General features: G+C 63.7%; 22 protein-coding genes. 16 read left to right on the forward strand and 6 right to left on the reverse strand.

Annotated elements, in window-relative coordinates:
* The first annotated feature begins 16 nt into the window (after window positions 1-16).
* Window positions 17-796, forward strand: coding sequence for an MOSC N-terminal beta barrel domain-containing protein (locus MPN20_RS04485; protein ID WP_242779954.1), 780 nt, complete (start codon window positions 17-19; stop codon window positions 794-796).
* Here MPN20_RS04485 and MPN20_RS04490 read toward each other — a convergent pair.
* Both MPN20_RS04490 and MPN20_RS04495 read right to left on the reverse strand, forming a co-directional pair.
* Complete coding sequence (locus MPN20_RS04490) at window positions 793-1773, reverse strand: DUF296 domain-containing protein (RefSeq protein WP_242779956.1); 981 nt, start codon at window positions 1771-1773, stop codon at window positions 793-795. The two genes, MPN20_RS04485 and MPN20_RS04490, sit on opposite strands and share 4 nt — an antisense overlap.
* Window positions 1774-1857: 84 nt before the next feature.
* The gene (locus MPN20_RS04495; RefSeq protein ID WP_242779958.1) at window positions 1858-2766 is read right to left on the reverse strand and encodes a LysR family transcriptional regulator; all 909 of its coding nucleotides are present in this window, start codon (window positions 2764-2766) and stop codon (window positions 1858-1860) included.
* A 113-nt stretch (window positions 2767-2879) separates the two neighbouring features.
* On the opposite strand from MPN20_RS04495, the gene MPN20_RS04500 reads away from it, so the two are divergent.
* Together MPN20_RS04500 and MPN20_RS04505 are read left to right on the forward strand one after the other, a co-directional pair.
* Window positions 2880-4523, forward strand: coding sequence for a M20/M25/M40 family metallo-hydrolase (locus tag MPN20_RS04500; protein ID WP_242779960.1), 1644 nt, complete (start codon window positions 2880-2882; stop codon window positions 4521-4523).
* The gene (locus MPN20_RS04505) at window positions 4520-5815 is read left to right on the forward strand and encodes an MFS transporter (protein WP_242779962.1); all 1296 of its coding nucleotides are present in this window, start codon (window positions 4520-4522) and stop codon (window positions 5813-5815) included. The genes MPN20_RS04500 and MPN20_RS04505 overlap by 4 nt, the downstream gene beginning before the upstream one ends.
* A gap of 156 nt (window positions 5816-5971) precedes the next feature.
* Here the strand turns inward: MPN20_RS04505 and MPN20_RS04510 are convergent, their stop codons facing one another.
* On the reverse strand, window positions 5972-6667 hold the full coding sequence (locus MPN20_RS04510) for a YoaK family protein (protein WP_242779964.1): 696 nt from the start codon (window positions 6665-6667) through the stop codon (window positions 5972-5974).
* Window positions 6668-6873: 206 nt separating this feature from the next.
* Here MPN20_RS04510 and MPN20_RS04515 point away from each other — a divergent pair, with 206 nt between their 5' ends.
* Genes MPN20_RS04515 through MPN20_RS04540 form a run of 6 tightly spaced genes read left to right on the forward strand, consistent with a single transcriptional unit; the run spans window position 6874 to window position 14603 of the window.
* Window positions 6874-8487, forward strand: a complete 1614-nt coding sequence (locus MPN20_RS04515) for an ABC transporter substrate-binding protein (RefSeq protein WP_242779965.1) — start codon at window positions 6874-6876, stop codon at window positions 8485-8487.
* Window positions 8484-9440 (forward strand): ABC transporter permease, encoded by a 957-nt coding sequence (locus tag MPN20_RS04520; protein WP_242779966.1) that lies wholly within the window; start codon window positions 8484-8486, stop codon window positions 9438-9440. Before MPN20_RS04515 ends, MPN20_RS04520 begins: the two co-directional genes overlap by 4 nt.
* Window positions 9437-10351, forward strand: coding sequence for an ABC transporter permease (locus MPN20_RS04525; protein ID WP_242779967.1), 915 nt, complete (start codon window positions 9437-9439; stop codon window positions 10349-10351). The genes MPN20_RS04520 and MPN20_RS04525 overlap by 4 nt, the downstream gene beginning before the upstream one ends.
* A 1-nt stretch (window position 10352) precedes the next feature.
* Window positions 10353-12182 (forward strand): gamma-glutamyltransferase, encoded by a 1830-nt coding sequence (locus tag MPN20_RS04530; RefSeq protein WP_242779968.1) that lies wholly within the window; start codon window positions 10353-10355, stop codon window positions 12180-12182.
* A gap of 23 nt (window positions 12183-12205) precedes the next feature.
* On the forward strand, window positions 12206-13831 hold the full coding sequence (locus tag MPN20_RS04535; RefSeq protein ID WP_242779969.1) for an ABC transporter ATP-binding protein: 1626 nt from the start codon (window positions 12206-12208) through the stop codon (window positions 13829-13831).
* Window positions 13824-14603: a GntR family transcriptional regulator gene (locus tag MPN20_RS04540; RefSeq protein ID WP_242779970.1), complete on the forward strand. Its 780-nt coding sequence runs from the start codon at window positions 13824-13826 to the stop codon at window positions 14601-14603. Before MPN20_RS04535 ends, MPN20_RS04540 begins: the two co-directional genes overlap by 8 nt.
* A 50-nt stretch (window positions 14604-14653) precedes the next feature.
* Here MPN20_RS04540 and MPN20_RS04545 read toward each other — a convergent pair whose 3' ends face one another.
* From MPN20_RS04545 to MPN20_RS04555, 3 genes are all read right to left on the reverse strand, one after another.
* Window positions 14654-15766 (reverse strand): PLP-dependent cysteine synthase family protein, encoded by a 1113-nt coding sequence (locus MPN20_RS04545; RefSeq protein WP_242779971.1) that lies wholly within the window; start codon window positions 15764-15766, stop codon window positions 14654-14656.
* A gap of 212 nt (window positions 15767-15978) precedes the next feature.
* Complete coding sequence (locus MPN20_RS04550; RefSeq protein WP_242779972.1) at window positions 15979-16473, reverse strand: SRPBCC family protein; 495 nt, start codon at window positions 16471-16473, stop codon at window positions 15979-15981.
* A gap of 1 nt (window position 16474) precedes the next feature.
* A complete protein-coding gene (locus MPN20_RS04555; RefSeq protein ID WP_242780048.1) occupies window positions 16475-16888 on the reverse strand; it encodes a metalloregulator ArsR/SmtB family transcription factor in 414 nt (137 codons plus the stop codon).
* 298 nt (window positions 16889-17186) lie between these two features.
* On the opposite strand from MPN20_RS04555, the gene MPN20_RS04560 reads away from it, so the two are divergent.
* The 7 genes from MPN20_RS04560 to MPN20_RS04590 all read left to right on the forward strand — a co-directional run bounded on the left by MPN20_RS04560 (window position 17187) and on the right by MPN20_RS04590 (window position 25313).
* A complete protein-coding gene (locus MPN20_RS04560) occupies window positions 17187-18038 on the forward strand; it encodes a fumarylacetoacetate hydrolase family protein (RefSeq protein WP_242779973.1) in 852 nt (283 codons plus the stop codon).
* Between the two features lie 293 nt (window positions 18039-18331).
* Window positions 18332-19612, forward strand: coding sequence for a CaiB/BaiF CoA-transferase family protein (locus MPN20_RS04565; RefSeq protein ID WP_242779974.1), 1281 nt, complete (start codon window positions 18332-18334; stop codon window positions 19610-19612).
* Between the two features lie 271 nt (window positions 19613-19883).
* Window positions 19884-20804, forward strand: a complete 921-nt coding sequence (locus MPN20_RS04570; RefSeq protein ID WP_242779975.1) for a hydroxymethylglutaryl-CoA lyase — start codon at window positions 19884-19886, stop codon at window positions 20802-20804.
* Window positions 20797-22041: a CaiB/BaiF CoA-transferase family protein gene (locus MPN20_RS04575; protein WP_242779976.1), complete on the forward strand. Its 1245-nt coding sequence runs from the start codon at window positions 20797-20799 to the stop codon at window positions 22039-22041. The genes MPN20_RS04570 and MPN20_RS04575 overlap by 8 nt, the downstream gene beginning before the upstream one ends.
* 120 nt (window positions 22042-22161) lie before the next feature.
* Window positions 22162-23238, forward strand: coding sequence for a tripartite tricarboxylate transporter substrate-binding protein (locus tag MPN20_RS04580; protein ID WP_242779977.1), 1077 nt, complete (start codon window positions 22162-22164; stop codon window positions 23236-23238).
* Between the two features lie 5 nt (window positions 23239-23243).
* Entirely contained in the window at window positions 23244-23789 is a 546-nt protein-coding gene (locus tag MPN20_RS04585) for a tripartite tricarboxylate transporter TctB family protein (protein ID WP_242779978.1), read from the forward strand.
* A gap of 9 nt (window positions 23790-23798) precedes the next feature.
* Window positions 23799-25313 carry a tripartite tricarboxylate transporter permease gene (locus MPN20_RS04590; protein ID WP_242779979.1) on the forward strand — a complete coding sequence of 505 codons (1515 nt, stop codon included), beginning with the start codon at window positions 23799-23801 and terminating at the stop codon, window positions 25311-25313.
* Window positions 25314-25348: the final 35 nt, after the last annotated feature.

A 25348-nucleotide genomic window follows, 5' to 3' on the forward strand; every position in this document is an offset into this window, starting at 1 on the left:
TCGGTAGTCTGAGCAGATGGAGAATCGAGGCTGGGCGTCGGCTGCCGTTCTTGACGTCCTCTGCGTCGGCTTCACTCCGGTCAAAGGGATGCGGCATCGTTCCCAGCCAGATGCCGAGTTCGACGAGCACGGTCCCGTCGGCGATCGCCGCTTCTGCCTCATCGACGCTGAGCAGCGTCGGGTCCTCAGAACTGTCCAAAATCCCTCGCTGGTTGCGGTGGCCGCCCAGTTGAGTGGTGATCAGCTGGAGATGGCGCTGCCTGACGGTCGGTCGGTCAGCTCGGCCCCGGAGCCTTCTGGTGACGTGCTGACCTGCGAATACTGGGGAAGGCCTCTGGAGATGTCGCTCCTGAACGGACCGCATTCTGAGTTGATGTCCTCGTGGCTCGGCACGCCCGTGCGTCTGGCTGCGGCCCCGCGCGGGGGCGTCGTCTTCGGAGACCCGATTTCACTCGTGGCCACCGCCTCGATCCGCGATCTCGGGGTTCGAATGGGGCGCCCTGATCTCCTCGCCGAGGCGTCGAGGTTCCGAGCGACTCTGCTCGTCGACACCGACGTCCCCTATATAGAGGAGACATGGTTCGGCCGCGAGATGACATACGGCGGCACCCGCATTCGGATCGGAGAGCCGATCCCGCGCTGCGCGGTCATGGACCTCGACCCGATCACGGGTGAGCGCAATTCGCGAGTCATGAAGTCCCTCGCCGCCTACCGTCCCAGGAACAAGTCGGGTGAACCTCATTTCGGCATGTATGCGCAGGTCGTGAACAGGACAGAGGAACCGCTCGTGGTCTAGACCCGCCGCACGAGGAGCTCGAACGTCACGGCCACCGGATTCGCGCCGGCAGCCAACTGACCCGAGCGAATCTCACCGGCAACGTCGGCGACCTCACCCTCGAGCTGCACGCTCGGGTCATCGCTCATCGCACCCGACACAGTGCCTTTGAGGTGGGTGAATTCGACGGCAGGCCATGGCGCGGTTCCGTCGGTGAACACGGCACCGGTGGTGCTGCCGAGACTGGCCCGCACCTCGGCGGAATCGAATCTGGCGTCTCGGCACACGCATACGACCGCCTCGTCGAGGATCTCACCGGGACGCACCCGTGAGATGACTGCATCGAATTCGCGGGGCAGATCGGCCGCGCCGCCGTCGGAGGATGCATCGGCCGCGTCAACCTCGGCCGCGTCGACGTTGGGGGAGTCGCCGTCGGTTGCCCTCGGTGCAGGCGCGAAGGCGGAGAACCCGGTCTCGGGATCGTGGTCGCTGAGCAGCCGAGCGTCGTGGAGCGCGAAGACGCGCAGTCGCAGACCGGTAGGTCCGGCAAGAGTTCCCGGCAGCAGGTGTCCGCCACGGATACGACCGTCCTCCTCATCCCAGGAGGCATGGATGTGGCTGAATGGGCCACCGTCCTTGAACCCCACGGTCGCCGAGGCATGACGCAGCCGCGCTGGACCGGGGGACTCGAACTCGGAGGTGAACGACATCGGATGCTCGGCGTCGGGACCATAGGCCGGGTGAACAAAGCTGATGTGTCCGAACTCGCCGGCGAGAAACTCCACCATGAGCCCTTCAGCACCGAGCGAGCCGAGCAGGCCGGCGATCGACTCGACCAGGTCGGTGCCCTCGGGAAGGTCGATTTCGTGCACCGAATGTCGGGTCGGCACCGACACGATCCTGGGCTTCAACTGTGGCCCGACATGGACAACGGCTTGGCCAGGTCCGCCGAGCGGGTAGCCGGGGTCAAGGTTCTGCGATTCGGCTCCGTTGCTCATATTTTTCAGTATTGCCCAGGTCAGCGGGGTGGCGAACGGAAATCCATGATGTGGAACGAGATTCGGTGAGCTCTCCGGTCGCCGCTACCCGGCCGCCAAATGCCGGCGCAGGGCATCGATGGTCAGATCGATTCCCTGCGACTCTCGCTGGGGATCAGCCGCGAGGATCTGGATGTATCTGGCGTCGATGCCGGGGTCGTCGATGGCAACGGCGGTGCACCCCACCTCGGCGAGGTTGTCCGGGATCGTCCGTTCGGCCATCATCGCGATCATCGTCGTCCCCGCGACAGCCCTGATGTGCAGGACGGGGCAGGTGGCCTCGACGGTGGGCGCGAACACCTGCCCTTGGGCGCGGACTGCCTGCTCGATGCGTATCCGTGCGGTGTTCCCGGCGGGCAGAGTGGCGATCGGGTAGTCGGCCATCTCGCGGATGTGGAGGCTGGCCCGGCCGGCAAGAGGATGGTTCCGGTCCATGACCGCGAGGTTCCTGGCCTCGACCTGATCGATGCGCCTGACCCCGGGAACAGAGACGTGATCGTGGCCGCCGACGGAGAAGTTGACGCACAGGTCAGCCTGCCGGTTCTTCAGCACCTGCAGTGCCTCGAGCGATCCTCGATCCAGAATGGAGAACTGCACGCGATCGCTGACCCTGATCACGTCATTGATGGCGTCGGCGACGAGCGTCTGGCCCAGACCGGTGCTCGTGACGATGGTGATGGTCTCAACCGCGTGAGAGTAGCCGCCGAAGGAGTCTGCGAGGAGTTCGGATTCGACGATGGTTCGACGTGCGAAATCAGCGAGAGCCAGACACGGCCCTGTCGGAGTGACCCCCGTGGTTGAGCGGTCGAACAGTGCAGTGCCGTAGTCGTCCTCGAGTGTGCGGATCTGGCGGCTGGCCGTTGAGTGGGAGACGAAGAGCGCTCGCGCAGCCAGATGGATTGAACCGTACTCGATGACGGCGAGCAGTGTCTTGAAGCTGCGGAGATCGGTCATGGGGCCATGCTATGTCTGTGGTGCATAATCTGCACCACATCCGTGCGGCATCCGCACCGGAAGCTGGACGGATCGGGCTTCCTGTGCGGAGCGCGCTCGGACACGCTGGACCCATGACCACTGACAGCACCGCCCGCGACGTCGCGCCAGAGCCCACCCGTCACTCCATCACCCGCGCCGCCGGTGAGTTCGTTCGCACTGATGCGTTCTTCGATCGTCTCGCCGCACGTGTCGCGCGCCGAACGGAGAGTCAGGCCGACGGCAATGAGGCGGCCGAACGGGCATACCTCGCCGAGGAGGTCGTTCCCGAGCTTGCCTCGCTCGGCTTCGAATCGGTGATCCACGACAATCCCGAATCCGCTGAGCACCCGCTGCTCATCGCGACCCGCACCGAATCCCCGGACCTGCCGACCGTCCTCCTCTACGGTCACGGAGATGTCCAGTTCGCCCATGATTCGCAATGGGCCGAAGGTCTCGACCCGTGGGTGCTCACCCGCGATGGCGACCGGCTCTACGGGCGAGGGAGTGCAGACAACAAGGGTCAGCACACGGTGAACTCGCTTGCCCTGGCGACGGTGCTCGAGGTGCTGGACGGGGCCGGTGCCGGTGACGGTGCTGGTGCTGGCGCTGGTGCCGGTGACGGTGCTGGTGCTGGCGCTGGTGCTGCCAAGCTCGGCTACAACGTCACGATCCTCATGGAGACAGCAGAAGAAGCGGGTTCGCGGGGACTGCGGACCTTCGCGGCCGAGCACAAGGGCGAACTCGACGCCGATCTCTTCCTCGCCTCAGACGGACCGCGGATCGCTGCCGAGGTTCCCACACTCTTCCTCGGCTCCCGCGGCGCACTGAACTTCCGCCTCGTCGCCGATGATCGTGACGGCGACCATCACTCAGGAAACTGGGGCGGCAAGCTGCGCAACTCCGCCACCGTCATCGCCGCCGCGGTCAACGCACTCGTCGACGGCAACGGAGTCATCCGGATCCCAGCGCTGCGACCGGAGGCTTCACCCGCCTCGGTGCTCGAAGCCGTCGCGAAACTGCCGGAGGTCGTCGAAGCCGGATCACCCGACGTCGACCCCGAGTGGGGCGAGCCCGGGCTGACCCCGGCAGAGAAAATCTTCGCCTTCAACGTCATCGAGGTGCTCGCGCTCGAGGCGGGAAACCCCGAACAGGTCGTCAACGCGATCCCGGGGAAGGCCCAGGCGCACATGCAGCTGCGGTTCGTCGTCGGCACGGACGTCAGCGATTTCGAGAACCGAGTGCGCACCTACCTCGAGGGGCAGGGGATCCACGGAGTCGACGTCGTCGCCGAGCACTGCATGCCGGCCACCCGTCTGGACCCGAGCGCGCGGGTGGTCGCAGCGGCCGCCGAGTCGATCAAGGCCACGACCGGAATCGACGCGGCGATCGAACCGAATCTGGGCGGAACCATTCCCAACGACGTCTTCGCCGAGGTGCTGGGCCTGCCGACCGTATGGGTGCCGCACTCGTACCCCGGCTGCAACCAGCACGCCCCGAACGAACACGCCCTGTCATCGATCCTCGATCAGGGTGCCCAGATCATGGCCGGAATGTTCTGGGACATGAGCGCGAACCCCGACGACTGGTTCACCTCGAAGAACAGTGACGCAGGAACAGATAACGCAGGAACAGATAACGCAGGAACAGATAACGCAGGAACAGATGACGCAGGAACAGATGACGCAGGAACAGATGGCGCAGGAACAGATGGCGCAGGCAAAGGAGCCGCGAAATGACTGAACAGCTGATACCGAAGACCGCCGCCGAGGCGAAACCGATCAAGACGTGGAAGGTGATCGCCGCCGCGTCGATCGGCAACGCTCTCGAGTGGTATGACATCTCCGTCTACGCCTATTTCTCCGTGTACATCTCCGTCGCCTTCTTCCCGGCGGAGAGCCACTCGGTGTCGATGATGCTGGCTCTGGGGACCTTCGCGCTGTCGTTCTTCATCCGGCCGCTTGGCGCCATCGTGCTCGGCAGCTTCGCTGACCGGAAGGGGCGCAAACCGGCACTGACGATGACGATCGGGCTGATGTTCCTCGGCACGCTCATGATCGTCGTGATGCCTCCTGCCCATGTCATCGGCTTGGCTGCACCGCTGCTCATCCTCCTCGCCCGTCTGATCCAGGGCTTTGCCGCTGGCGGGGAATTCGGATCAGCCACCTCGCTCATGGTCGAGCACCTCCCCCAGAAGCGCGGATTCGCCGCCAGTTGGCAGTTCACTTCACAGGCGATGTCGACGGTTCTCGCCTCGGTCATCGGAGTCGCGCTGACGACGAACCTCAGTCAGGAGCAGCTTGAGACCTGGGGATTCCGTTTGCCCTTCATCGTCGGTCTGCTCGTCGGACCGGTCGGGCTCTACATTCGCCGCCATGTGCCGGAATCACCGGCCTTCAAGGCAGCACAGGCTGAAGTTCCGAAGGAATCGGCTGCCATCGGAGGCATCCTCCGGCACCATAAGGTGGCCGTGCTCCTCGCCATCGGCCTGATCGCCGTCTCGACGTGCCTCAACTACTTCATCACCTACGTGCCGACCTATGCGATCGACAATCTGGGCATGACCAGTTCGGCCGGATTCTGGGCCACACTGGTCTCCGGCATCGTCCTGCTGCTGTGCACCCCCATCGTCGGGTACTTCTGCGACAAGTTCGGACGGCTGACCTTCATGATCCCTGCTGTCATTGCCGTGATGGTGCTGACGTGGGTGCTCTTCACCTGGGTCGTCGCCGTCAATGCACTCTCCGTGCTCATCGTCGCCGTTGCCATCTTCTCGATCTGCAAAGCCGCCTACTACGGGCCGCTGGCCAGCGTCATGGGAGACATCTTCCCAACCGAGGTCCGCGGCACCGGACTGTCGCTGGGCTACAACGTCGGCGTCGCGATCTTCGGTGGGCTCACCCCGCTGGTTGCCGCATGGCTCATCGGCATCACCGGCGACGCCAAAGCGCCCGCCTACTGGGTGCTGCTGGCGGGAGCGCTGAGCGTGAGTGCGATTCTCGTGGCGTGGAAGAAGCTCGGAGTGCGCTGAGCCAAGCGCGGTCAATGCTCTTCATCGAAAACCGGGTGCCCCGTCGAGCTTCGGCGGGGCACCCGGTTTTCGATGCTCAGACCTTGCCCCGCCGGACATCGCCTTCGACGCCACCCTGCTCAGCACACGCAGACAGCGTGTCTGCCGATGCGAGGTTCAGGCGTTCGTAGGGGTGGCATCCGCCTCGGCGAGGGCGCGCTTCTTGGCTCCGCGATGACCGATCACGGTCGCGACGGCGATCGCCACGGCCACGAACGCGATGCCGATCCACTGATTGAGCAGCAGCGTCGCGGCCCCGCTCACTGCGCCGATGAGGATGAGGACCACAGCGAGCAGGCGGCGGACCCAACGGGTGCTGTCGCCACCGGCCAACCGTGAGTCCGAGGCCAGACCGACGATCGTCGAGGTGACCACCACGGTGGTCACGTCGGCGATCTTCATTCTTCTGGCAGCAGCCGCCTGGGCACCCATCAGCGCCGACAGCGCCGAGGTGAAGATCGTGCCGGTGATGCCGATCTCCGGGTCGGGCACGACGGCGACGTAGATGGACAGTGCGGCACAGCCGGCAGCCACGATCGAGAAGATGATGGTGGTCCGCTTGTGCCAGTCCTCGCCGATGGTCCCGAGGATGCGACCGCCGAGGGCAGCGCCGATCATGAAGAAGACCAGCGCCAGCGCGGGGCGGAGGACTGGGACGTCGTCGGCCCCGGCCAAGCCCATGCCGAGGACGACGACGTTGCCCGTCATGTTCCCGGTGAACACCTTGTCGAAGCCGAGGTAGCCGATCGCATCGACCATGCCGGTCGAGAACGTCAGCACCAGCAGCATGGCCAGGTCGAGTCGACGTGTCATCGCGTTCCTTTCGCAGGTCAAGCGCAAGTGGAGGCCTCAGAGGCTTAACCGCACGAGTGTATGTCGCTGCGTTTCGCTGAGGTGACTGTGTGCTCGAACGATCCCAGAATTCGATATTTCCTGAGAGTTTGTATACAAAACGATAGGCAACAGATAGATTGTATGCAAATATCGATGAATGACCTGCTGCTCGTATGGGAGTGCGCGTGAAGAAACGGATAATGGCGGTGCTTGCCAGCGTCGTCCTGCTGGCCGGATGTGTGCCAGTCCAACCTTTGGAAGACCCTCCCGAACGAGTCGATGTGAAGTCGGTGAGTGGTGAGGGCAAGACATTCGAAGACGGTGGAGACCTCGTCATGGCGCTGTCGTCGGAGCCTGATCGGCTCGACCCGACGACCTCTTCTTCGCTCTACACCCGGTACGTCATGCAGACGATGTGTCAGAAGCTCTACGACATCGATGCCAACGGTGAGATCACACCGATGCTCGCCACCGCGATGCCTTCCATCTCGAAAGACGGGAAGACAGTGCGAATCCCGGTCAAGGACGGCGTGAAGTTCGCTGACGGCACCGACTTCAACGCCGAGGCGGTCAAGACGACCATCGAACGCGGGCTCAATCTGGAGGAATCCTCACGGTCTGCGGAGCTCGGGCCGATCAATACGGTCAAAGCCGTTGACGATCAGACGCTCGAAGTCACCTTCGACCAGCCATTTGCTCCGTTCACCGCAGCCTTGGCCGACCGTGCCGGGATGATCATGTCGCCGACGGCGCTGAAGAAGGAAGGCGACGATTTCGGGGATGCGCCGGTGTGCGTCGGTCCTTTCAAGTTCCAGAAGCGAATCGCTCAGACCTCGATCAAAGTCGTGAAGGATTCGAACTATTACGACGCCGACTCGGTGCATCTCGACTCGATCACCTATCAGATCATGAGTGACGCCAACATTCGAGCGGCCAACATCCGCTCCGGCGATGTGCAGGTCGCGGACACCATCTCCCCGCAGGACGTCGACGCGCTGCAGGAGGAGAAGGGCATCGGCTTGCTGCAGTCGAACTCCTTGGGGTACCAGGGACTGACCGTGAACATGGGCTTCGGCGACAACCCGGACAACTTCAAGACCCCGCTGGGGCAGGATCCGAAGGTGCGCGAAGCTCTGTCGATGGCCATCGATCGCAAAGCGCTGGTCAACACGGTCTTCAATGGGTGGTTCTCACCCGCATGCTCAGGTATCGCCCCTGACAGTCCGTTCGCCTCGAAGGCCAGCAACGAATGCGTCGACTACGATCCCGAAGGAGCGAAGAAGCTCCTCAAGGACGCCGGCGTTGAGTTGCCGTTGAAAGTGAATATGAAGGTCTCGAACACGCAGGACACCCTTCGATTCGCCCAAGCGATCCAAGCTGCCACGAAAGAGGCAGGATTCGAGATCTCCGTTCAGCCGATGGAATACACCGCTCTTCTCGACGCGCAGGATCGCGGCGATTACGAACTGCTCCAGCTTGGCTGGTCCGGTCGCGTCGATCCGCACGGAAACCTCTACACGTTCCACTACCCGGGGGCCGGCAACAACGTCACCGGCGAAGACGACGACAAGCTCAGTGATCTGCTCACTCGGGCTGGTGAAGCCACAGATATGAAGGAACGCAAGGACCTCTACGGGCAGGCCTCGCAGAGGATCGCTGAGATCAATTCGATCATCTATCTCTACCGGCAGAAGAACCTCACTGCCTATACCGACGATGTCGCCGGCATCGAGGTCTACTCCGACGGCGTCGTTCACCTCTCTGGAGCTGGCTTCCTGACAACTGGAGGAAAGCGATGACTCGGTTCGTACTGACGAAGATCCTTCATGCGATCATCACGTTCGTTCTCTCTGGGATCGTCATCTTCTTCGGGGTGAGAATGCTCCCCGGTGATCCCGCCCTGGCAATGGCCGGTGAAGAAGCGACTCCGGAAAGGCTCGAGGCGATCCGCTCCGGGCTGGGACTCGATCAGCCTCTGCTCGTCCAGTTCTTCAAATTCCTCGGCTCCATCGTCACCGGTGACCTGGGAGATTCGACCCGGACGGGAATTCCGGTCACGGAGATGATCGCTACGACCCTGCCGGTGACTCTGTGGCTGGCGCTCTATGCGATTGTCGTTGCGGTCATCGTCGGCATCGCTTTGGGAATGATCGCCGAGCGCTTCCGAGGAAAGTGGCCGGAGCTCGGCAGCAACTTCATTGCGCTGCTCGGTCTCTCGGTGCCGAACTTCTGGCTTGGCCTTCTCGCCATCCTCGGGCTGGCGGTCGGCCTCGGCTGGTTCCCCGCTTCCGGGTATGTCGATGTCGTGTCCGACCCGCTCCGAGGCCTCTATTACCTGACCCTGCCTGCAGTGATATTGGGCACGAGCCTCGCGGCGGTCATCACCCGGCAGACAAGAGCCTCGATGATCGAGAGCATGGGCACCGACTATGTTCGAATGGCCAGAGCCAAAGGGCTGTCCAGGCCGAGAGTTCTCTTCCGCTACGGACTGCGGAACTCACTCATCGTCCTCGTGACGATCATCGGCCTGCAGCTGGGCGGGCTGATCTCCGGGGCAGTCGTCACCGAGCGGATCTTCGCCTTGCCGGGGCTGGGCAAACTGACACTTGACGCCGTATTCTCCCGCGACTACCCGGTCATCCAAGCCGTTGTCCTCGTCATCACGGCGTCCTACATCCTCATCAACCTGGCCGTCGACATCCTCTATTCGGTCATCAACCCGCAGATCCGAGTGAGCGAGGACGCATCATGACCACTCCCATCATCACCAACACCGACAAGAACACCCAAGGGCTCGATCCTGCTTTCCAGGCTTCGAACAACCGGGCGTGGTGGCTGCTCCGATCGATCCTGTCCAACCCTCTCGGACTCATCGGGTCCGTCATGGTCCTCATCGTCGTTCTGATCGGAATCTTCGCCCCGCTCATCGCCCCCTATGGCTTCGCTCAGACCAACTTCGACACCCCGTTCCAGGTGCCCGGCACGGTCGGCTTCGTCTTCGGCACCGATGATCTGGGCCGTGACATTCTGTCCAGATTGGCCTTCGGTGTTCGAGCCTCGCTCGAGGTGGGACTCCTGGCTGTGGCTCTCGCCGTGGTCGTCGGCACTCCGCTGGGGCTCCTGGCGGGATACTTCCGTGGACTCGACTCAGTCATCTCGCGGCTGACCGATGTGACTCTGGCATTCCCGTTCCTCATCATCGCGGTCGGCCTGGCAGCGATCACCGGTCCCAGCCTCTCGAACGCCGCCATTGCGCTGGGGATCTCGCAGGTGCCCACAATGATCCGCGTCGTCAGAGGTGAGACGATGCGTCTGAAGTCGGCGGACTTCGTCAAGGCCGCCATCGCAACGAACGCCTCCAAGGCACGTATTCTGGGCATGCACATCCTGCCCAACGCTGCGTCGGCGATCATCGTTCAGGCGACTGTCATCATTCCCACCGCAGTCATCGGCGAATCGATGCTCTCGTTCCTGGGGCTGGGTATCCAACCTCCTTCCCCCAGCTTGGGCATCATGCTCTCCGACGCGCAGCAGTACATCTTCCGTGCACCGTCGACCGCGCTGTTCCCCGGACTCGCGATCCTTTTCATCTGCTTGGCCTTCAACCTCTTCGGGGACGCTCTCCGCGACGCCCTCGACCCCAACTCGAAGAAGGGACACTGACATGTCTTTCACTCCACCCGCGAACTTCACCACCAGGCCGACCTTGGAAGGGCACTTCGGAATGGCGGCCTCCACACATTGGCTGGCCACGGCCGCCTCGCAGGCTGTCCTCGAACGCGGCGGCAACGCCTTCGACGCTGCCGTCGCCGGAGCATTCCTCCTCCATGTCGTCGAACCGCACCTCAACGGCCCGGGCGGTGACATGACCGGGGTCTTCGCCACGGCCGAAGACCCGAGCAATCCGCAGATCATGATGGGACAGGGCCCAGCACCGGCAGCCGCGACCATCGAGCAGTACCGCAGCGAGGGCCTCGACATGGTTCCCGGTGCCGGAGCGCTCGCCGCGGCCGTGCCCGGTGCCGTCGACTCCTGGCTCAATCTCCTCGAACACCATGGAACCTGGGAGCTCGCGGACGTCCTCGACTTCGCGATCGACTACGCGGAGAACGGACATCCCGCCCTGGGCCGAGTCGTGGGCACCATCGAACGCGTCCAGGAGCTCTTCACCGAACACTGGCCGACCTCTGCGGCGCAGTGGATGCCCGAAGGTAAGATCCCCAAGGCTGGAGATCTGATCTACAACCGCCCCTACGCCGAGGTGCTGAAGAGGCTCATCGCCGCTGGTGAGGGTGTCGACGAAACGACGTCGAACGGCACCGACGGACGCACTGCACGGATCCGGGCTGCCCGCACAGCGTGGAAGTCCGGATTCGTCGCCGAGGCGATCGCGAAGTTCATCGCCGCCCCACATCGCCATTCCACCGGAGGGGACCATGCCGGGGTGATGACTGCCGAGGACATCGCCGGATTCGATGCCCATTTCGAAGATCCCGTCACGATCGACTTCCGCGGATACTCCGTCGCGAAGATCGGGGCATGGGGTCAGGGGCCGGTTCTGCTACAGGCCCTGAAGATCCTCGAAGGCTTCGACGACGAACGACTCGATCCTTCGACCGAACTCGGTGCGCACACCATCCTGGAGGCGCTCAAGCTGGCCATGGCGGATCGCGACACCTACTACGGTGATGCCGATGTCGACCTCGACTGGCTGCTCAGCGAGGACTACGCCGCCAGCCGGCGGGCACTGATCGCGGAGACGGCTTCGCTCGAATTCCGTCCGGGAGCCGACCGCACCGGGGCCGGTTCAGACTTCGTCCCGCCGCTCGTGCTCGAGGGGGCGGACAAGGATGCGATGGCCAAGGCGGGCATCGGCGAGCCGACTGTGCAGAAGAACGGTGTGAACAACGGCGACACATGCCACATCGACGTCGTTGACCGGTGGGGCAATATCATCTCTGCCACGCCCTCAGGAGGGTGGCTGCAGTCTTCGCCGATCATCCCTGAGCTCGGTTTCTGCCTGGGCACGCGTCTGCAGATGATGTGGCTCGACGAATCGGCACCTTCGGCGCTGATTCCGGGCAAGCGCCCGCGCACCACGCTGACGCCGACCCTGATCTCGAAGGACGGTCAGCCCGTGATCGCACTTGGTTCACCGGGCGGCGACCAGCAGGAGCAGTGGCAGCTGCTGCTGATTCTGCGCATGCTCGTCGGCGGATACGCACCGCAGCAGGCCATCGACGCGCCTGCTCTGCACACCACGTCGTTGGCGGGGTCCTTCTGGCCCCGCACCTGGGTTCCGGGTGGCGCAGTCGTGGAGGACCGCCTCGGCGAGGACGTCATCAACGGGCTCATCGCTCGTGGTCACGTGGTGACGAAGGCCGGCGATTGGGAGCTGGGACGACTGTCCTGTGTCACCCGGGATCCCGCAACCGGGCGGGTCACGGCGGGGGCAAACCCGCGTGGTGCCCAGGGATATGCGGCAGGCAGATGATGAGCGCTTCGAATAGGGGCGACGTGACGCCATCTGAATTCGTGCTCGAGGTCTCCGCGCTTGAGGTCTCCTACGAAAGCCCCGTGCTTCACGATGTGGGCTTCATACTCGCACCAGGGGAGCGCCTGGCCCTCGTCGGGCAGTCCGGATCCGGCAAGTCGACGACTATCGGCGCGATCCTCGGGCTGCTGCCAGGAGCAGGTCGGGTCAGCTCAGGATCGGTGAAGTATCGCGGCGAGGAACTTGTCGACGCCGATCCTCAGCGTCTGCAGACTCTGCGCGGGCGCTCAATCGCGCTTGTTCCGCAGGACCCGATGGCCAGCCTCAACCCGAGCATGCGAGTGGGCGACCAGATCGCGGATGCTCTGCGGACCTATGGGATGAAGGACTCTGCCGAAGTGACTCGAAATGTCACTCGGCTGATGACCGAGGCTGGGATCCCCGATGCCGAGAACAGGCGTCGGTCCTATCCGCACGAATTCTCGGGCGGCATGCGGCAGAGAGTTCTCATCGCGATCGCGCTGTCCGGGGAGCCCGACCTCATCATCGCTGACGAGCCGACCTCCGCGCTGGATGTGACGGTGCAGAAGCAGATCCTCGATCATCTGCAGGAGTTGGTCACCGAACGAGGAACCTCACTGCTCTTCGTCACCCATGACCTGGGCGTTGCAGGCGAGCGAACCGACACCATCCTCGTCATGCACGAAGGCCGTGTGGTTGAGCGGGGAACACCGGAACAGGTGCTCGGCAGTCCGCAGGACGACTACACGAAAGCCCTGGTCAAGGCTGCTCCCAGCATCGTGGTGGAGCGGGAGGCGAAACCGGCAGAGAACGCCTCGGACGAGTCCGAGGGTGAGGCCGCCTCGGCGAATGTCCTTGAGATCAAGGACCTGCACAAGGTGTACAAGCTTCGCGGGCGTGGCAGAGAAGTCCATGCCCTCAAGGGAGTCAGCTTCGCGGCCAAGCGCGGCCAGACGACCGCGGTGATCGGCGAATCAGGGTCGGGGAAGTCGACCGTTGCGAAGATCGTGCTCGGCCTGGAGAAGGCCACAAGCGGAACGGTCCTGGCAGGCGGACGCAACGTGGATGCCACCTCGCGTGCTGAACGCAGCATCCTGCGGCGATTCAGCCAGCCGGTGTTCCAGGACCCGTACTCATCGCTGAATCCGATGTGGAGTATCGAGCGGATCATCCGAGAACCGCTCGACGTGTTCAAGATCGGCACTCGATCGGAACGGGAGAAGAAGGTCGCGGAGGTGCTCGACCAGGTGGCCTTGCCCGCATCGATGCTCGAACGGCGACCTGCGGATCTGTCGGGCGGACAGCGGCAGAGAATCGCGATCGCCCGTGCGCTCATCAGCGAACCGGAGCTCCTCATCTGCGACGAGGCGGTATCCGCCCTCGACGTGCTGGTGCAGGAGCAGATCTTGGATCTGCTCCGGGACCTGCAGGTGGGACTCGGTGTGAGCTGCCTGTTCATCACACACGATCTTGCAGTTGTCGCGAACTTGGCAGACGATGTTGTTGTGATGAAGAGCGGAGAAGTCGTCGAGGCCGGCGCAACGAAGGATGTCATCGATCATCCGGCAGCGGATTACACGCAGAAGCTCCTGGCCGCAGTGCCCGGTTCCGGTCTGCTCAATGTCTGATTCGGACACCACCGCGGATTCTTCTTCCGATGCCTCGGCCGAGGCTTCACCGAGTGTCGGGGGACTGTCGGGTCATGCCGGCACGTCCACGACGTCGAGCAGCGTGAGCGTCGGCGCGCAGATCCGCAACGACATCATCAAGGGCATCCATCCGCCAGGTGGCAAACTGCGCGAGGCTGCCCTGGCCAAGCAGTACGCGGTCTCGCGGATTCCGATCCGGGAGGCGCTGCGATCACTGGAGGCTGAAGGGCTCGTCGAGTCCCGGCCCTACAGCGGCAGCATGGTCGCGCCGTCACCGGTCGAGGACGCCGAAGACCTGTTCGAGATCCGCATCGTCCTCGAATCTGCGACTGCGAAACGAGCGGCGAAGCGGGCCGCTGAGCAGAGGAACAGGGAGGTGCCGGACAGTCGGTGGCGGGGCGTACGGAGAGAGATCAACACGATCCTCGACGAAGGCGACGACGTTATCGAGCAGGAGCGGTACGAAGACCTCGCGGTGCTCAACATGCGCTTCCACTTCGCTGTCGCCGAGCTCAGCGGCAGCCTCTCCCTCGTCAGCCTCCTGCGCCAGATCTCTGGCAAGATCGAGTGGCTGTATTCGCTCAATGTGACTCGTCGTGGGCCTCAGGCGTGGCCCGAGCACCGCGACATCATCGCCGCCATCGATGCCGGGCAGCAGGCGAAAGCCGCCGAGGTGATGGCCGGCCACGTCCGCCGCAGTCGCGACTCGTACTTCGCCATGATGGCCGAGACGTCGACTCAGACCGACTGATCTCGTTTCGGCAGGATCCGGCGTCGTTGGCCGGGGGATCGGTCCGCCGGTCAGTCCAGGATGCCGGTGGTCATGAACTCGTCGAGGCGAGCCCGGTAGCCGGTGGTGTCGAGACCGGCCTCGGTGAGCCAGTCCTGCGAGTAGTACTTGTCGAGATAGCGCTCGCCGGGGTCGCAGATCAGCGACACCAGACTACCCTTCTCGCCGGCCGCCTTCATCTGGGACACGATGCGGAAAGCGGCCCACAGGCTCGTGCCCGTCGAAGCCCCCGCGCGACGCCCGATGAGTTTCTCAAGGAGCTGGATCGATGCGATTGAGGCCGCGTCGGGTACGTGCATCATCCGGTCGATGCTGGAAGCGATGAAGCTCGCTTCGACCCGCTGCCGCCCGATGCCTTCGATCCGGGAGCCGGTGTCGGTCGCGGCTGCCGGGTCGTGGTCGCGCCAGCCTGCGAAGAACGCGGAGTTGTCGGGATCTGCCACGCAGATGCCGGTGGCTCGTCCGGTGTAGCGGACATAGCGGGCCAAGGTCGCCGAGGTTCCGCCTGTGCCCGCCGTCGCGATGATCCAGGACGGTTCGGGGTGCTGTTCGAACGACATCTGCTCGAAGATCGACTCGGCGATGTTGTTGTTGCCTCGCCAGTCGGTGGCGCGCTCGGCGTAGGTGAACTGGTCCATGTAGTGACCGCCGGACTCCTCAGCGAGCCCTGCTGCAACCTCGTAGACCTCGTTCGCGTTGTCGACGAAATGGCATTGACCGCCGTAGAACTCGATGAGCTCGATCTTCTGCGCACTCGTGGATCGCGCCATGACGGCGATGAACGGGACACCGATGAGCTGAGCGAAATAGGCTTCGGAGACTGCTGTCGACCCGCTCGAGGCTTCCACGACAGGGCGTCCCGGACGGATCCACCCGTTGCACAGGGCGTGAAGGAACAGTGACCTGGCCAGGCGGTGTTTGAGCGAACCGGTCGGGTGGCTCGACTCGTCCTTGAGATAGAGGTCGATGCCCCATTCTGTGGGGAGGGGAACACGCAGCAAGTGGGTGTCAGAGGACCTTTTGGCATCCGCCTGCACTGCTGTGACCGCTTCAGTCAGCCAGCGACGAGCCTGGGGATCGTAGCGGTTGATGTCCTCACCGGTCGGTGCGGTCGTGTCAGTCATGTCTGCTCCTCATCGAACCGATGCCTCATCTCGTCAAGATTTTCACACATTGCAGAAGTCCTCTAATTCACTTCAGATACAGCTCAGCGCGGCCACGAACAGTCCGTGGTCGCGCTGAGCGCAATCATGCCTCAATCGTGCCGGATCCGGAGCCCGAATCGCGCTGGAATCGCGCTGGAACCGCGCTGGAACCGCGCTGGAACCGGAGTGCTTCAGCCTTCCGCGAGCAGTCTGTCGAGCTTGTCGTAGCCCTCGGTGATTCCGTGCTCCATGCCCGAGGCGACCATGCCGTCGCGGGATTCGACCGAGTCGAAGATCGACGTCGAGGTCAGACGGGTGCGTCCATCTCCAAGGTCGGTCAGGGTGAGGATCTCGAGGTTCACGGCATCCGGGAAGCCCTCGAAGGTGAAGGTCTGAACGATGCGTTCGTTGTCCCGGATCTCATGGAACGAGCCGAAGAATCCGTACTCGCCATCGTCGTCGTTCGAAACGTAGCTCCACTTCCCTCCGGTCTGCGCATCCCACTCGCGGACCGTGTTGGTGATCGAATCTGGCCCGCACCACTTGACGAAGAGTTCGGGATCGGTGTGGGCTCGGAACACTTTGTCCGGGCTGGCTGCGAAGTCCCGGGTGATCGAGACGGTCTGGGTGCCCTCGGGTACGTCGAGCTTCACGGTGTCGTAGGTGGTGTCGTTCGTGGTGGTCATGTCATGCTCCCTTGCGTGATTTCTGTTCCGTTGTGCCGGTGGTGCCGGATTCTCGCGCCGAGGTGGCCGCGGAGTCCGCTGTGTTCGTGTCCTCGTCCGCATCCATCGTTTCCAGGACCGCATCGAGGCGTTGGTAGCGTGCTTCTGCCTGTCGCTGGTATCTCTCGATCCATTTAGTCATCAGGTCGAACACATTGTCTTCGAGGTGGACCGGTCGTCGTTGAGCGTCCCGAGAGCGAGTGACCAGTCCGGAATCCTCGAGCACTTTGAGGTGCTTTGAGACCGCCTGGAGGCTGACGTCATAGGGCTCGGCGAGCTCGTTGACCGTCGCATCGGCGATGCTCAGTCGGGCGACCATGTCTCTGCGGGTGGGGTCCGCCAGTGCGGCGAACACCTTTGTCAGCGGGTCCGAGATCTGCCGATCCGGACCGTGTGAGTGCTGTTCCTGTGCCTCGGTCACTCGATCATCTCTCTTCATTAACCAATAGGTTGAATACAACTCTAAACCTGTTCTGGTTATTGTCAACCCATTGGTTGAATAAGGCCGGGAAAGCTCCTGTCCAATACTTGAACAATTCCAACCTGGAGTGTGAGACGCGACTACCGTGGCACCAGCGGGCAACGAGGCCAGCTGTCAGGTTGGGTGCATGACGATTCGCGTTCATCGTGCTTCACGCGAGTGCCGCTCAGCTTGGATGAAGGAGAGGAGCCATATGGAATTGCTGCGATTGGGCCCCATCGGCCAAGAGATCCCAGTGGTCCGCGTCGACGACGAATTCTTCGATCTGCGGCCGCTGACTGATGATATCGACGGGAACTTCTTCGCCGAGGACGGCATCGGCGCGGTCCGTTCCGCGCTGGACAACGGCGAACTCGAGCCACTCGACGGTGCTGAAGAACTGCGCATCGGTGCGCCGGTCGCCCGACCATCTTCTGTTGTTTGCGTGGGCATGAACTATGCAGCACATGCCAGAGAAGCCGGGGCCGAACCGCCTGAGCGCCCTGTCATCTTCTTCAAAATGCCCTCGACGATCGTCGGCCCCAACGACCCGCTGGAGCTGCCGCCGTACGCGACGAAGGCCGATTGGGAGGTCGAGTTGGGACTCGTCATCGGCATGCGGGCCTTCAGAGTCGCCTCGGCGGATGATGCCTACGACCACGTGGCCGGCTATGTGCTCGGCAATGATCTGTCAGAACGCCGGCTCCAGCTCGAGGAGTCCGGTGGGCAGTGGTCGAAGGGCAAGAACCTGCCGGGATTCACGCCGTTGGGCCCGTGGATCACCCCCGCCGCCGAGGTGGACCCGGGGTCCCTGGGCATCCGCAGTTGGGTCAACGGCGAGGTTCGCCAGGATTCGTCGACTGCCGACCTGATCTTCGACGTCGGCGAGATCATCTTCCAGCTCAGCCAGTCGATGGCCTTCGAGCCCGGCGACGTCATCCTCACCGGGACCCCGCAGGGCGATGCGCTGTCGGGGATGTATCCCTATCTGGCCGACGGTGACCTCGTTGAGACCGAGATCGACGGCCTTGGCCGGCAGCGACAGGTTGTGACCGTCACCGACTGATGCCGCTGTGACTGGCGACTCTGAGCCGCCCCTCTTCGATTACTGCGAGATGCTGAGGGAATCAGCGTTGCTGGTCGAAGCCGCCGCCCTGATGGCCCTTCGCCTGGCAGCTGCTTGTCTGATGCCGCTCTGGGCAGTGAAATGTCGCGGCTAACCCTACGGGGCTGGCACTATTGCACACAGGCACGGCTCCGTACTGGCCGGCACAGGCAACCGAGACCGATAGACGAACAAGCCCAGTGACAAACAAGCTGATTGACGAACAAGCCGATTGACGAACAAGGAGCATCGACATGACGACGCGTCGCCTTCCGCTGACAGGGGTGCGAGTCCTCGAACTCGGCAATTACATCGCAGCGCCGACTGCCGGACGGATGCTCGCCGACTTCGGAGCCGAGGTCATCAAGGTTGAGCGCCCCGGCACCGGCGACGAGCTGCGCAACTGGCGACTCAAAGAGGGCACCACATCGATGCTCTACCGCACGATCAACCGCAACAAGAAGTCCGTCGTGCTCGATCTCCGCTCCGAGGAGGGAAAGACGGCGGCTCTCGAACTCGTCCGTCGGTCCGACATCGTGCTCGAGAACTTCCGGCCCGGCACTCTCGAGAAGTGGGGGATGGGCCCGGATGTCCTCGAGGAGGCCAATCCCGACATCATCCTCGTGCGCATCTCCGCGTTCGGCCAGACCGGGCCGATGTCCGAGCGCCCCGGCTTCGCCGCCGTGGCTGAGGGCTACTCAGGCTTCCGCGAACTCGTCGGCGACCCTGACCGGCCCCCGGTGCGCGTGGGCATCTCGATCGGCGATTCGATCGCGGGCATGCAGGCCGCCTTCGGTGCGGTGATGATGCTCTTCGATCGGCAGCGACAGAGGATCATGGGCGCCGCCGAGGCGGTCGTCGGTTCCGATCACAGCTTCGAAGGGGAGGGCCCGTTGGCCGACCGCACGGTCGACGTCGCCCTCAACGAAGCCATGTTCTCTGTGATGGAGTCCCTGGTCCCGGACTTCTCCGCGTTCGGTGAGACCCGTACACGCACCGGCGGCCGGATGGAGGGCATCGCCCCGTCGAACGGCTACATGTGCGCCGGTGGCAAGTCCGTCGTCATCGCCGGCAACGGCGACGGGATCTTCAAACGACTCATGTCCGCCATCGACCGGCCTGACCTGGGCGACGACCCTGAACTGCAGTCCAATGCCGGACGCTGGGACCGACGCGAGGAACTCGACGAAGCGATCGGCGCGTGGTGCGCCGAACGCGACGTCGACGAGGTCACCGCGGCTCTCGAAGCCGCAGGTGTGCCTGCCGGCCCGATCTACACCGCCGAGGATCTCGTCGCCGACGAACAGCTCGCCGCCCGCGGAATGATCCAGCACCTCGACGTCTCGACCGGCGAATCGATCCTGCCCGATGTCGCCTTCCCTGGAATCACCCCGGTCATCGGCGGCTCATCACTGCCGATCGATCATCTGGGTCCTGACCTGGGTGAACACACTACCGAAATCTTTGAATGGCTGGGCCTCGATGCACCGGACGACACACCGGAGGGCGCACCGGGGGGTTCCGCAGGCGAATGATGCGGCTTGGGGAGCCGGACGACTGACGAAAGATCTGGCTGTGTCCGTGTAGCCCTTCCAGGTTGCCAGGACTTTCATTCCCATTAAATGGGAGTCATGGTCTGCACTTCTCAGCCTCTTCTCACATTCCGAACATTTCCTGTTCAGAGCGCTTGTGCTGATCTGCTGAAACGCTATCTTGTGAGTAGTAGGTAGCATGCAACGCCGCGTGCAGCCGACGTCGTCCCGGTGGCCGGGAACACGGGCAGTGGCCACAGAAGGAGCTCACACCATGGTTCGGCCTACATCGGTTCACATCCTCGACACGACGCTGCGCGACGGTCTGCAAATTGAAGACGCGATTGTTCCCACCGACGACAAAGTGGCGCTGGCCGAGAAGCTCATCGCCGCGGGTCTCAAGGAGATCGAGGTCGGATCTTTCGTCAATCCGAAGAAGGTCCCGCAGATGGCTGACACGGACCAAGTCCTGCGCCGCCTGCAGCCCTATGAGGACCAGGGGATCGAGTTCTTCACCCTCGTGTTCAACCTCAAGGGAGCCCAGCGTGCCGTCGAAGCGGGCGCGAAGAACGTCAAACTCGTGCTCTCAGCCTCCGAAGGACACTCCCAGGCGAACTCCGACGCCTCGATCGCGAAGGCCACCGAACGTCTCCTCGAAGCCGCCGCATACGTTCGTGACCACGGTCTTCGCTTCGACATCACGACCGCTGTCAGCTTCATCTGTCCCTTCGACGGCATCACCGACGCCGACCACCTCGTCGAGGTCCTCCGGCCCTTCGTCGCTGCCGGGGCACACGCGATCGGGGTCGCCGACACCATCGGAAATGCCAACCCGTCGCTGGTGCGCCGGAACACCTCGGCGGTCATCGAGGCCTTCCCGGATACCCCGGTCGGCCTGCATCTGCACGATACGTACAACTTCGGAATGGCCAACGTCATCGCGGCCCTCGACCTGGGGATCTCCTCGTTCGACTCGGCCATGGGCGGGCTGGGCGGCTGCCCGTTCGCGCCGGGAGCCGCAGGCAACATCGGCACCGATGACCTCGTCCACCTCCTTCATCGGGAGGGCGTGGCCACCGGGGTCGACGTCGAAGCCCTCGCCGAGGTGCGCGGCCCCTTGACCGCCGCCGTCGGCCACGATCTGACGTCGAGTCTGTCCCAGATTCCAGCGGTCCCAGCGGCCTACCATGCTTGAGCAGAACGCAGCCGCTGCCGCATCGGGCGCCGCTGTGAAGCCGCTGCCGCTGGAGGGCATCCGGGTCATCGAGTTCTCCCATATGGTCATGGGGCCGAGCTGCGGGATGATCCTCGCCGATCTGGGCGCCGAGGTGATCAAGGTCGAACCGCGCGGAGCCGGGGACAAGACCCGCTACCTGCCGGGGTCCGGGTCGGGGCTCTTCCCCGCCTTCAATCGCAACAAAATGAGCGTCCAGCTCGACATCGCCGAGGCGGCCGACCGTGACATGGTCCTCGACCTCATCGACTCCGCCGACGTCCTCCTCGAGAATTTCCGGGTCGGGAAGATGGAGTCGATGGGCTACGGGTACGAGGAGCTCGCCGCGCGGAATCCGCGGCTCATCTACTGCTCGCTCAAGGGTTTCCTATCGGGCCCCTATGGTGAGCGCGCCGCCCTCGACGAAGTGGTGCAGATGCTCGGCGGCCTGGCCTTCATGACCGGTCTGCCGGGTCAGCCGCTGCGGGCAGGCGCGAGCGTCAACGACATCATGGGTGGCATGTTCGGCGTCATCGGCGTCCTCTCGGCACTGCGGACCAGGGAGCGCACGGGCCAGGGCGAGATCATCAACTCGGCCCTGTTCGAGAACAATGCGTTCCTCGTCGGCACCCACATGGCGCAGGCCCAGATCAGTGGAGAACCGCTGCGGCCCATGCCGACCCGCCGCGCCACCTGGGCCGTCTACGACATCTTCCGCGACGCCGAAGACAAGCAGGTCTTCGTCGCAGCCGTCAGCGACGGCCAGTGGCGTGACCTCTGCGACGAGTTCGGTCTCATCGAGCTCTCGATGGACGAGGACCTCAACAATAATCAGGGCCGAGTCGATCAGCGCGATCGGATCCACCGGGTGCTGCAGGCTGCGCTGTCACAGCTGAGTCTGACCGAGATCGAAGAGAAGTGCACCCGTCGCGGATTGCCGGTGGCACCGGTCAACACTCCCGCTGACCTCACCACCGACGCCCACCTCGTCGCTTCGGGCGCACTGGCCGCAACGGGACTGCCGACCGGTGAGAGCGTCGACCTGCCGCTGCTGCCGCTGACATTCGACGGGCACCGGCTTGGGCTGCGTTCCGATGTGCCGGCTCCCGGCCAGCACAACGCTCAGTTCCGTGATGACTTCGCGACCCACGTCGCCGAGGACGTCGGTGTGGCTGAGGCGGACGTCCACCTCGGCGACGAACGAACCCAGTCGCAGTAGGACCGAACAGCACCACGCACCACGCACCACGCACCACGCACCATCAGCACCACCGGCACTGCCGCAGTGAGCACTACCGCAATGACCAGGCACCACTCAGGCACATTCGAAGGAGAAGCAATGCGATCAACGGCGATCACACGCAATGGACGGGCCACCTCGGCGACGGGGAACCCCTCATCCTCACCCCGCAGATTCCGCTCGGGCTCGCTCAAGGTCGGTGCGGTGCTCGCATCCCTGGCGCTCGTCGTCTCGGGCTGCTCGGGCAAGGCCAAGGCCCCGGGGGAGGGTGAGGACTACCCGAAGGGCCCAGTCACGGTCACGGCACCGGCCGAACCCGGATCCGGCTGGGACACGACGGCGCGCGCCCTCGTCGAAGCCCTGCAGAAAGAGGACATCGTCTCCACCCCGCTGCCCGTGCAGAACCGCCCCGGCGGCACCGGCTGCTCATGGATCACGTCGATGATGCAGCAGGAGAAGGGCAAAGACGACCAGATCGCCATCACCTCCCTGGCCAGCCAGACGATGAAGGCCCGCGGCCTGTGCAAGTACGGCCCGCAGGACACCACGCTGATCGCGACCCTCTACGTCGAGGACTTCATGGTCGTGACCCCCAAAGGCGGCGACTTCAAGGATCTCGACTCCCTGGTCAAGGCTCTCAAGGACGATCCGCAGAAGGTCACTGTGGCGGCGTCGGGCGATGACACCCTGCCGTTCGCACTCTTCGCGAAGGCCGCCGGGATCGATCCCGCAGACATCAACTTCGTCAACTACGACGGCGGCGGCGAGCAGACCACTGCCATGCTCAACGGCGACGCGAAAGTCGCCATCGCCGGTATGAGCGAGTTCAGGTCCGTGCTCGAATCAGGTGACATCGAACCACTCGTGACCTTCGCGGAGAAGCCGCTGCCTGCACCTTACGATTCGGTTCCCACCGCCAAGGACTCGGGCTATGACGTGACCCTGGGCAACTGGCGCGGAGTCTTCGGACCTGCCGAAATGCCCCAGACTGCCATCGACTACTGGGCCAAGGCGCTCGAAGACGTCAGCAAGTCCGCCACCTGGAAGGACACGCTGAAGAAGAATCAGTGGGCTCCCGAATTCCGCACCGGCGACGACGCCCAGAAGTACGTCGACGAAGCCGCGACCACCGTCGAGAAGGGCGTGAAAGAGACCGATCTGGGCAACAGCAAATGAAGACGATGAGCCCGGCCCTGAAAGGTGATGTCATCACCGGCAGCGCCGTGACCGTGGTCGGTTTGGTCTACTACATCGCGACGTTCTGGATTCAGGAGACGAAGAACATCGTCACCCCGCGAACCTTCCCCGCGATCGTGGGCGTCGCCCTCATCCTGCTCGGCGTCTTCATCGTCGTCCAGGCGGTCTACCGAGGTAAGAAGGCCGCCGAGGTGGGGCCCGGGGACGGTGACACCGCCTCGGCGAGCGTTGACGGGGACGGTGCGACCGCCTCGGCGAGCGTATCGTCCGGGGTCGTCCTCGATGCCCCCGAGGATCCGCCATCGAAGAAGGTCGTGCTGCAGTTCGCTCTCTTCTTCGTCTACCTGGCGCTCCTCATCCCGGTCGGCTTCCTGCTCTCGACGGCAGCCTTCCTCATGACGATGACCAGCATCTATGCGCGGGATCGGTGGATCCGCAACCTCATCTTCTCGGTGCTGTTCGCGGTCATCATCTACGTTGCATTCGTCTACGGGCTGGCCGTGTACCTGCCCGTCGGAATCCTCGGTTAGGCGGCGGGCATGGACACACTCATCGATCTGGGCGGCGGTTTCGCCTCCGCACTTGAGCCCGTCAGTCTCGCGTTCGCCCTCCTGGGCGTGCTGCTGGGCACCGTCGTCGGAGTGTTGCCGGGAATCGGACCGATCTCAGCGATCGCGATCCTCATCCCGGTCTCCTTCGGGATGGAGCCGGTACATGGCCTGATCCTGCTCTGCGGCATCTACTACGGCTCCATGTACGGCGGATCCATCACCGCCACACTTATCAAAACCCCTGGTGAGGTCGCCAGCGCGGTGACCGCCATCGAGGGCTACGAGATGGCTCGCCGAGGTCGGGGCAAGGCCGCGCTCGCGACTGCCGCAATCGGGTCGTTCCTCGCCGGCACCCTCGCGATCGTCGGGCTGACATTCCTGTCTCCGGTGCTCGTGAAGCTCGCGAATGTCTTCGGGGCCACCGAGTACTTCCTGCTCATGGCCACGGCCCTGCTGTTGGCCTCGACGATGTCGTCGGGATCGCGGGCAAAGGCACTCGTGTCGATCTTCATCGGTTTGGCCGTCGGCCTCGTCGGACTCGACTTCCAGACAGGTCTGCCACGCCAGACCTTCGGCATGAGTCTGCTCTCCGACGGCATCGACTTCACGATCTTCGCCATGGCGCTCTTCGCGATCCCAGAGGCGATCCGCAACCTCGCGCTGGGACGCGGAGCCAAAGACGTGATCCAGAGCTTCGGGGACGACACGTGGATGACGAAACAGGACTGGCAGCGCTCGGCCATGCCCTGGGCCCGCGGCTCGGTGCTCGGCTTCATCATCGGCATCCTGCCCGGAGTCGGCCCGTCCCTGGCCTCGTTCATGTCCTACATCATGGAGAAGCGGATCTCGAAGCGGAAGTCCGAGTTCGGCAAGGGTGCCATCGAAGGTGTCGCCGGACCCGAGGCCGCGAACAACGCCGGAGTCGGCGGTGCCATGATTCCACTCTTCAGCCTCGGCATTCCTGGATCGGCGACCACGGCCCTGCTGCTCTTCGTGTTCACGATGTACGGGCTGCAGCCGGGACCGCTGATCTTCCGCGACGAGTCGGGCCTGATCTGGACGATCATCGCGAGCATGTACATCGGCAACGTGGCGCTGATCATCCTCAACCTGCCGCTCGTCGGAGTCTTCGTCAAACTGCTGAAGATGCCCAAGGAGATTCTGTTCTCGTCGATCCTCGTGCTCGTCGTCATCGGCGCCTACGCGATCGAGTTCAGCCTGTTCGGCCTGATGATGCTTGGAATCTTCGGTGTCATCGGCTATCTCATGGAGAAGGGCGGGATTCCGTTGGCTCCTTCGATTCTGGCGCTTGTGCTGGTGCCGCTGCTCGAGGACAACTTCCGGCGGATGCTCCAAATCTCAGGCGGATCGTTCATGCCACTGCTCACCCGACCGGTGTCGCTGTCGATCATCCTGCTCATGGTCGCCGGCATCATCGCACCAATCATCTTCCGCTGGTGGGTGCGTCGGCGCCAGCTGCTGGCCGATGTGAGTGTGGGATGAGAAAAGCTGTGACCGAAATGCGTTCGGGAGGACCT

It is taken from the genome of Brevibacterium sp. ZH18 (assembly GCF_022748595.1).
GTDB lineage: Bacteria > Actinomycetota > Actinomycetes > Actinomycetales > Brevibacteriaceae > Brevibacterium.

Excerpts from the sequence above, each read along its gene's own strand:
- MPN20_RS04540 (WP_242779970.1), top strand. The coding sequence starts at position 13,824 with ATGTCTGATTCGGACACCACCGCGGATTCTTCTTCCGATGCCTCGGCC.
- MPN20_RS04490 (WP_242779956.1), bottom strand. The coding sequence starts at position 1,773 with ATGAGCAACGGAGCCGAATCGCAGAACCTTGACCCCGGCTACCCGCTC.
- MPN20_RS04585 (WP_242779978.1), top strand. The coding sequence starts at position 23,244 with ATGAGCCCGGCCCTGAAAGGTGATGTCATCACCGGCAGCGCCGTGACC.
- MPN20_RS04530 (WP_242779968.1), top strand. The coding sequence starts at position 10,353 with ATGTCTTTCACTCCACCCGCGAACTTCACCACCAGGCCGACCTTGGAA.
- MPN20_RS04590 (WP_242779979.1), top strand. The coding sequence starts at position 23,799 with ATGGACACACTCATCGATCTGGGCGGCGGTTTCGCCTCCGCACTTGAG.
- MPN20_RS04525 (WP_242779967.1), top strand. The coding sequence starts at position 9,437 with ATGACCACTCCCATCATCACCAACACCGACAAGAACACCCAAGGGCTC.
- MPN20_RS04545 (WP_242779971.1), bottom strand. The coding sequence starts at position 15,766 with ATGACTGACACGACCGCACCGACCGGTGAGGACATCAACCGCTACGAT.
- MPN20_RS04485 (WP_242779954.1), top strand. The coding sequence starts at position 17 with ATGGAGAATCGAGGCTGGGCGTCGGCTGCCGTTCTTGACGTCCTCTGC.
- MPN20_RS04570 (WP_242779975.1), top strand. The coding sequence starts at position 19,884 with ATGGTTCGGCCTACATCGGTTCACATCCTCGACACGACGCTGCGCGAC.
- MPN20_RS04575 (WP_242779976.1), top strand. The coding sequence starts at position 20,797 with ATGCTTGAGCAGAACGCAGCCGCTGCCGCATCGGGCGCCGCTGTGAAG.
- MPN20_RS04510 (WP_242779964.1), bottom strand. The coding sequence starts at position 6,667 with ATGACACGTCGACTCGACCTGGCCATGCTGCTGGTGCTGACGTTCTCG.
- MPN20_RS04565 (WP_242779974.1), top strand. The coding sequence starts at position 18,332 with ATGACGACGCGTCGCCTTCCGCTGACAGGGGTGCGAGTCCTCGAACTC.
- MPN20_RS04505 (WP_242779962.1), top strand. The coding sequence starts at position 4,520 with ATGACTGAACAGCTGATACCGAAGACCGCCGCCGAGGCGAAACCGATC.
- MPN20_RS04580 (WP_242779977.1), top strand. The coding sequence starts at position 22,162 with ATGCGATCAACGGCGATCACACGCAATGGACGGGCCACCTCGGCGACG.
- MPN20_RS04550 (WP_242779972.1), bottom strand. The coding sequence starts at position 16,473 with ATGACCACCACGAACGACACCACCTACGACACCGTGAAGCTCGACGTA.
- MPN20_RS04520 (WP_242779966.1), top strand. The coding sequence starts at position 8,484 with ATGACTCGGTTCGTACTGACGAAGATCCTTCATGCGATCATCACGTTC.
- MPN20_RS04560 (WP_242779973.1), top strand. The coding sequence starts at position 17,187 with ATGGAATTGCTGCGATTGGGCCCCATCGGCCAAGAGATCCCAGTGGTC.
- MPN20_RS04495 (WP_242779958.1), bottom strand. The coding sequence starts at position 2,766 with ATGACCGATCTCCGCAGCTTCAAGACACTGCTCGCCGTCATCGAGTAC.
- MPN20_RS04500 (WP_242779960.1), top strand. The coding sequence starts at position 2,880 with ATGACCACTGACAGCACCGCCCGCGACGTCGCGCCAGAGCCCACCCGT.